Raw genomic sequence first — 6,392 nt, forward strand, 5'->3', positions numbered from 1 at the left:
CCCGGCGGCCTCGGCGAGGTCGAGCGCGGCCTCCACTTCGTGGGCGTGCGGGGCGCGGTGGTGGCGTACGTCGAGGAGGGAGCCGGGGTAGTCCTCGCTGTCGGCTGCGATGAAGTCCACGCCGGCCAGGCGCAGCAGCAGGGCGGTCGGCAGCGGGGACTGGTGGAACGACGTCAGGACCAGGGCGGAGTCGGCGTCGATGGTGTCGAGGAGCAGCTCGACCTCGCCGCGGCCGACGGGCGGGGGCGTGAAGCCCACCCAGGGCGCGTCCCACACGAGGACGTCGTCGACGCCCGGGAGCAGCCGGGCGGCGGGCGCGCCGCGCGGTCCGCACAGCAGGGTGACGGTGTCGGCGCGGGCGGCGACCGCGCGGATCGCGGGTCCGGCGAGCAGGACGTCGCCGAAGCTGTCGAGACGGGCGACGAGTGCCTTCACGCGTCCCTCCCCTGCCTCGGGGCGGCCGTGTAGGCCTCCTGGATCGGGCGTTCGTCGACGAGGACGCGGCCCTTGGGCGGTCCGTCCAGGACGGCCCGGACGGCGGTCAGCAGGTCCGGGGCGACATGGCCCGCGTCCGCGATCTCCTCGGGCCGGGTCTGCGCGGTGGGGACGAGGATGCCGTGGGCCCCAGCGCGGCGGGCGGCCTCCACGTCGGCGCCGATGTCGCCGATGACGACGAGGTCGGCGGGCTGGGTGCAGATCCGCCCGGCCGCCCACAGCACCATGCCGGGCTGGGGTTTGCGGCAGTGGCAGCCGTCGTCGGGGCCGTGCGGGCAGACGGCGAACACCTCGAAGGGGCCGAGGAGTTCGTCGACGCGGTGGTTGACGCGGCGGACGTCGGCGTCGGTGAGCAGCCCGCGCGCGACGCCGGACTGGTTGGTGACGACGCCGGTGCGGATGCCGCGTGCGCGCAGCAGGGCGAGCGCCTCGCGGGCGCCCTCGACGGGGCGTACGCGGTCGGGGTCGGCGTTGTAGGGGACGTCGTGGACGAGTGTGCCGTCGCGGTCGAACAGCACGGCCTTGACCGGGCTCATCGGGCCACCTCCTGCCAGGAGGGGGCGTGGCGGTGGCGCAGGGCGCCGGTCAGCCGGTGCCAGGTCGCGGCGGGCGGGATGAGCACGCTGGTCGCCAGCATGGTCGTCACCTCCTCGCGGGTGCGCGGGCCGGGCGCGATGCGGGCCCGGGCGAACTCCGCGGTGCCGGCCGCCCAGCCGAGCGCGCAGGCCGCGGCGGCGCGGCCGTGTCCGGTGGCGGCGAGGGCGCACGCGGCGACGCCCGCGGTGGTGATCGCCGCGTGCTTGCGGATCCGGCCGCGCGGGGCGACCGCCTTGTTCCACCAGTCGGGTCCGTGCAGCTGCCGCATGAGGGCGTCGTCGGCGTTGCCGCGCTGCTGGCGCACGGACACCCAGCGGGAGGCGGGGCGCACGGGATGGCGGGTGGTGCGGCGGCCCTGCCGGATGCGCCAGCCCGCGTCGAGGACGCGCAGCGCGAGGTCGGCGTCCTCGCGGAAGGCACGCCGGAAGCGTTCGTCGAAGCCGCCGACCTGCTTGAGGGCGTCGGTGCGGTAGGCCATGTCGGCGGTGATCCAGTGGGCGCGGGCGAGTCCCGCGGTGCCGCGTTCCCAGTCGGTGGGGCGGCGTTCGCCGGGCAGCGGGACGGTGATGTCGCCCTGGACCCCGGCGATGTCGGGCGTCACCTCGGCGAGGTCCTCGGCCAGTTGACCGGCCCAGTGGGGCCCGACCTGGACGTCGTCGTCGAGGAACACGGTCCACGGCGCGGTCACGGCCCGCAGCCCGGTGTTGCGTGCGGCGGCGGGCCCGCGTCCGCCGCCGGTGAGCACGGTGGTGCGTTCCCGCAGGTCGCCGAGGACGCTCAACGGGTGCTCCAGCGCTCCGGGTTCGGGGTCGGGCCGGTCGTCGACGAGGACGATCTGTTCGGGGCGCGGCCCGGTCGCGGCGGCGAGCGCGGCGAGACAGTCGGCGAGGGTGTCCCGCACGAGGGTGGGGACGACGACGGCGTACGAGGTCATGCCGCCCTCCCTGCGTCGAACGCCCGACCCCGGCGGACCGCGTACGGGCCGATGGCCAGCAGGTCGACGGGCGCGGAGCCGAAGCACTCCAGGGCGTCGCGCGGGTCGTCGACCATGGGCCGGCCGGCGGTGTTGAGGCTGGTGTTGACGACGACGGGCAGTCCGGTGCGCCGCTCGAAGGCACTCAGCATCCGCGCCACCAGGGGTTCGCGCCGTTCCTCGACCGTCTGGATGCGGGCGGTGCCGTCGACGTGCACGACGGCCGGGATGCGGTCGCGCCATTCCTGGGCGACGTCGTGCACGAAGAGCATGTACGGGCTGGGCAGCGGGCCGCCGGAGAACAGGTCGGCGGCGCGGTCGGCGAGGACCATCGGGGCGACGGGCCGGAACTCCTCGCGGCCCTTGACGTGGTTGAGGCGTTCCAGGTTCTCGGCGCGGCCGGGGTGGGCGAGCAGGGAGCGGTGCCCGAGGGCGCGCGGCCCGTACTCGCTGCGGCCCTGGAACCAGGCGACGACACCGTCCCGGGCCAGTTCCTCGGCGACGGTCTCGGCGATGTCGTCGGGCTTCTCGTAGGGGATCGCCGCCGTGTCGAGCCAGGCGCGCAGTTCGTCGTCGCTCCAGCCGCGGCCGAGGTCGGCGCCGGGCATGGGCCCGGGCTGCTCGGCGAGGTGCAGCGCACCGCCGAGCGCGGTGCCGGCGTCGCCGGCCGCGGGCTGCACCCACACGTCCCGGTACGGGCCCTTGGCCACGATCTTCGAGTTGGCGACGCAGTTGAGGGCGACGCCCCCGGCCATCGTGAGTGCCTCGCCCCCGGCCTCGCGGTGCAGCCAGTGCACGAGCTCCAGCAGGACCTCTTCGAGGACGGCCTGGGTGCTCGCGGCGAGGTCGGCGTGGTCCTGGTTCCAGGGTTCGCCCTTGGCGCGGGGCGGGGCGAAGGCGGCCCAGTCGACGCCGTGGGCGCGGAAGCCGCCGTGGCCGGTGGGGTGGACGTACTGGCGCAGTTGCGGCAGGAAGCGCGGGGTGCCGTAGGAGGCGAGGGCCATCACCTTGTACTCGTCGCTGCTGCGCAGGAACCCGAGGTGTTCGGTGAGGTCCTCGTAGACCAGGCCGAGGGAGTCGGGCAGCGCCTGCGTGGCGAGGGTGTCGAGCTTGCCGTCACGGTAGCGGCCGGCCAGGTGGGAGGCGGCCTCGCCGCGGCCGTCCAGGACGAGGACGGCGCTGTCCGGGTGCGGGGAGGCGGGCCCGGCGGAGGCGGCGTGCGCCACGTGGTGGGGGACGAAGACGACCCGCTCGGGGTCGAGGCCGGGCAGGGCCTCGGCGAGGAACTCGGGGGCGCGGCGCGCGTACTCCAGGCGCAGTGGGTCCCAGGGGTCGTTCAGGCCCATGTCGCGGGCGGGCCGGGCGAGTTTCGGGTCGAAGGAGTAGGTGACGGCGTCCAGGTCCCCGGGGCGCAGGCCCGCCTGCTCCAGGCACCAGCGGGCGGACAGCTCGGGCAGCTCCCACGCGGAGAACGGCACCGGGCGCTTGCCGTGCTTGCGCCGGCTGAAGCGCTCCTCCTCGGCGGCCGCCACCGTGTGGCCGTCGACGACCAGAGCTGCGGCTGGGTCGTGGAACAGGGCGTTGATACCAAGGATGCGCATGTGCTCCGTCCCGAGCTGTGTGGCGTACTCCGGTGTCTCGGCGAGTGCCGCACCGCAGCTGTCTCAAACAGTTGGAGACAACTCACCGCCCGATAGCCGGATTTTTCACCTTATGCAACACTAAGAAATCACGCCGTAATCGCACTCAGGCAGCCACGGAGCGTGAGAACCAGCCAATAGTCCGTTCGAGTCCCTCACTCCAGCCGACGCGGGGCCGCCAGCCGAGCCGCTCGCGGGCCAGCCGGGTGTCGGGACGGCGCCGGGCCGGGTCGTCGACGGGGCGGTCCACGAACCGGATGCGGGAGGCGGAGCCGGTGATCTCCACGATCCGGCGGGCCAGGTCCAGCATCGTGATCTCGTCGCCGCCGCCGATGTTCACGGGCCCGGTCTCGGCCGAGGCGGCCAGCGCGAGGACACCGTCCACGGTGTCGTCGACGTAAGCCAGCGAGCGCGTCTGCCCGCCGTCGCCGGCGACGGTCAGGGGCATGCCGTCCAGGGCCTGCGCGATGAAGGTGGGGACGGCGCGGCCGTCGCCGGTGCGCATGCGGGGGCCGTAGGTGTTGAAGATGCGGACGATGGCGGCGTCGGTGCCGCACGCCTGGCGATGGGCGGTGACCAGAGCTTCCGCGAACCGCTTGGACTCGTCGTAGACGCTGCGCGGCCCGATCGGGTTGACGTTGCCCCAGTACGTCTCGCGCTGTGGGTGCTCCAGCGGGTCGCCGTACACCTCGGACGTGGAGGCGAGCACGAGGCGGGCGCCGTCGGCGTGGGCCCGTTCCAGTGCGAGGCGGGTGCCGGTGCTGCCGACGTCGAGGGTCTCCAGCGGCAGCCGCAGATAGTCGGCGGGCGAGGCCGGGCAGGCGAAGTGCAGGACGAGGCCGAACCGGCCGGGAAGCGCCCGCCAGGCCGCCGGGTCGGTGGCGTCACCGCGCACGAAGCGGAAGCCGGGCCGCTGCTCCAGGTCGGCCACGTTCGCGCGGGAGCCGGTGGCCAGGTTGTCCAGGCACACCACCTCCGTGCCGGCGTCGAGCAGCCGCGCGCACAGATGGGACCCCACGAATCCGGCACCACCGGTCACCAGGGCCCGGCGCCAGGCATCTCCGCTCACGGGACTCTCCTCCCACTGGCTTTCACTTGCGCGTCAGCGCGAGTAACCAGGCGAGGAGCCGGAACACTATAAACTGGGCGTATACACCATGTGTATAGTCCCGGCATGCCTTCTCTGACCAAGAAGATGAAGAAAACGGGGACCGCGTTCCGAACGCTCGGAACGCTCGCGGCCACCGCCGCCCTGACACTGACCCTGAGCGGCTGCTCAGGACTCGACACCACGGCTCCCAGCGCCGTCCGCGCACAGGCGGCGACGGACGTCCGGGCAGCGCGCTTCGGCACCGTCGACTGCCGTGAGGTGAAGTGCGTCGCGCTCACCTTCGACGCGGGGCCGAGCGAGCACTCCGCACGCCTGCTGGACATCCTGAAGGAGAAGCAGGTCCCGGCGACCTTCTTCCTCCTCGGGAAGCGGCACATCGAGACGTACCCGGAGCTGGTGCGGCGGATGGCGGACGAGGGCCACGAGGTGGCCAGCCACACCTGGGACCACAGGATCCTGACCCGGCTCAGACCCGAGGAGATACGCGAGGAGCTCGAACGCCCCAACCAGGAGATAGCACGTCTCACCGGACAGCCCCCGACCCTGATGCGCCCGCCGCAGGGCCGCACCGACGACACCGTCCACGAGATCTGCCGCGAACTGGGCCTCGCCGAGGTGCTGTGGAGCGTGACGGCGAAGGACTACACGACGACCGACCCGGACCTGATCACCCGCCGCGTCCTCGCCCAGGCCTCCCGGGACGGGATCATCCTGCTGCACGACATCTACGACGGCACGGTGCCGGCGGTGCCGGGGATCATCGACGCGCTCAAGGAACGGGGGTACGTGTTCGTGACGGTGCCGCAGTTACTGGCGCCCGGGAAGGCCGAGCCGGGGAAGGTGTACCGGTAGGGAGCGGACGCCCCGGCGGGAAAAAAGGGGTTGCGGCCGCCGTCGCGCGCGGGGAGGGTGCGAGGGCGCGGAGAGGAGCACCGTTGTCGCACTCTGACACTCCGGTCGTCCAGGAGTTCGCCGTGGCGGACCGGGACGCCGGGCCGTACGGCATCACGGCCGGGCCGGACGGGGCGCTGTGGCTCACCTTCGTCCACAGTGGCCGGATCGGGCGTCTCACCCTGGACGGCGAGCTCACGCAGTACGCGCTGGACTCGCCGTCCTGCCGCCCCACGGTCATCACGCCCGGGCCGGACGGGGCCCTGTGGTTCACCCGCTTGGCGGACCACAGGATCGGCCGTGTCACGGTCGACGGCGAGACGGAATCGTTCCCCTTGCCGACTCCCGACTGCGGCCCCTACGGCATCACGGCGGGCCCGGACGGCGCGCTCTGGTTCACGCAGATGAACACGGACCGCATCGGCCGTCTGACGACCGACGGGGAGATCGCCGAGTTCGCCCTCCCGGTGACGGGCGCGTTCCCCTCGGCGATCACCCCGGGCCCGGACGGCGCCCTGTGGTTCACGCTCAACCAGGCCAACGCCATCGGCCGCATCACCGTCTCCGGCGACATCCGCCTGTACCCGCTGCCCACCCCCGACGCCGCCCCCGTCGGCATCACCAGCGACGGCACCGACCTGTGGTTCGTCGAGATCGCGGCCGGCCGGATCGGCAGGGCCTCCCC

The 6,392-nt window shown here is 73.5% G+C and carries 6 protein-coding genes and 1 pseudogene; 2 read left to right on the forward strand and 5 right to left on the reverse strand.

Annotated elements, in window-relative coordinates:
• The 5 genes and pseudogenes from CCL05_RS32095 to CCL05_RS32115 all read right to left on the reverse strand — a co-directional run.
• Window positions 1-435, reverse strand: a pseudogene (locus CCL05_RS32095) (glycosyltransferase family 9 protein); the annotation flags it as partial.
• Window positions 432-1,031 carry a D-glycero-alpha-D-manno-heptose-1,7-bisphosphate 7-phosphatase gene (locus tag CCL05_RS32100; protein WP_086564191.1) on the reverse strand — a complete coding sequence of 200 codons (600 nt, stop codon included), beginning with the start codon at window positions 1,029-1,031 and terminating at the stop codon, window positions 432-434. The gene CCL05_RS32100 and the pseudogene CCL05_RS32095, both read right to left, overlap by 4 nt.
• A complete protein-coding gene (locus tag CCL05_RS32105) occupies window positions 1,028-2,026 on the reverse strand; it encodes a glycosyltransferase family 2 protein (RefSeq protein ID WP_086564192.1) in 999 nt (332 codons plus the stop codon). Before CCL05_RS32105 ends, CCL05_RS32100 begins: the two co-directional genes overlap by 4 nt.
• Window positions 2,023-3,666, reverse strand: a complete 1,644-nt coding sequence (locus CCL05_RS32110; RefSeq protein WP_086564193.1) for a carbamoyltransferase family protein — start codon at window positions 3,664-3,666, stop codon at window positions 2,023-2,025. The genes CCL05_RS32105 and CCL05_RS32110 overlap by 4 nt, the downstream gene beginning before the upstream one ends.
• 145 nt (window positions 3,667-3,811) lie before the next feature.
• Complete coding sequence (locus CCL05_RS32115; protein WP_086564194.1) at window positions 3,812-4,774, reverse strand: NAD-dependent epimerase/dehydratase family protein; 963 nt, start codon at window positions 4,772-4,774, stop codon at window positions 3,812-3,814.
• Between the two features lie 105 nt (window positions 4,775-4,879).
• Here CCL05_RS32115 and CCL05_RS32120 point away from each other — a divergent pair, with 105 nt between their 5' ends.
• Window positions 4,880-5,668 carry a polysaccharide deacetylase family protein gene (locus CCL05_RS32120; protein WP_425275956.1) on the forward strand — a complete coding sequence of 263 codons (789 nt, stop codon included), beginning with the start codon at window positions 4,880-4,882 and terminating at the stop codon, window positions 5,666-5,668.
• 83 nt (window positions 5,669-5,751) lie between these two features.
• On the forward strand, window positions 5,752-6,392 hold a 641-nt coding region (locus tag CCL05_RS32125; RefSeq protein WP_086564195.1), incomplete at its 3' end, for a Vgb family protein.

Origin of the sequence: Streptomyces africanus (assembly GCF_002150735.1) — a bacterium.
Lineage (GTDB): Bacteria > Actinomycetota > Actinomycetes > Streptomycetales > Streptomycetaceae > Streptomyces > Streptomyces africanus.

What these genes read in the sequence shown, in the direction of transcription:
- CCL05_RS32100 (WP_086564191.1), bottom strand. Translation starts at nt 1,031, where the DNA reads ATGAGCCCGGTCAAGGCCGTGCTGTTCGACCGCGACGGCACACTCGTC.
- CCL05_RS32105 (WP_086564192.1), bottom strand. Translation starts at nt 2,026, where the DNA reads ATGACCTCGTACGCCGTCGTCGTCCCCACCCTCGTGCGGGACACCCTC.
- CCL05_RS32110 (WP_086564193.1), bottom strand. Translation starts at nt 3,666, where the DNA reads ATGCGCATCCTTGGTATCAACGCCCTGTTCCACGACCCAGCCGCAGCT.
- CCL05_RS32120 (WP_425275956.1), top strand. Translation starts at nt 4,880, where the DNA reads ATGCCTTCTCTGACCAAGAAGATGAAGAAAACGGGGACCGCGTTCCGA.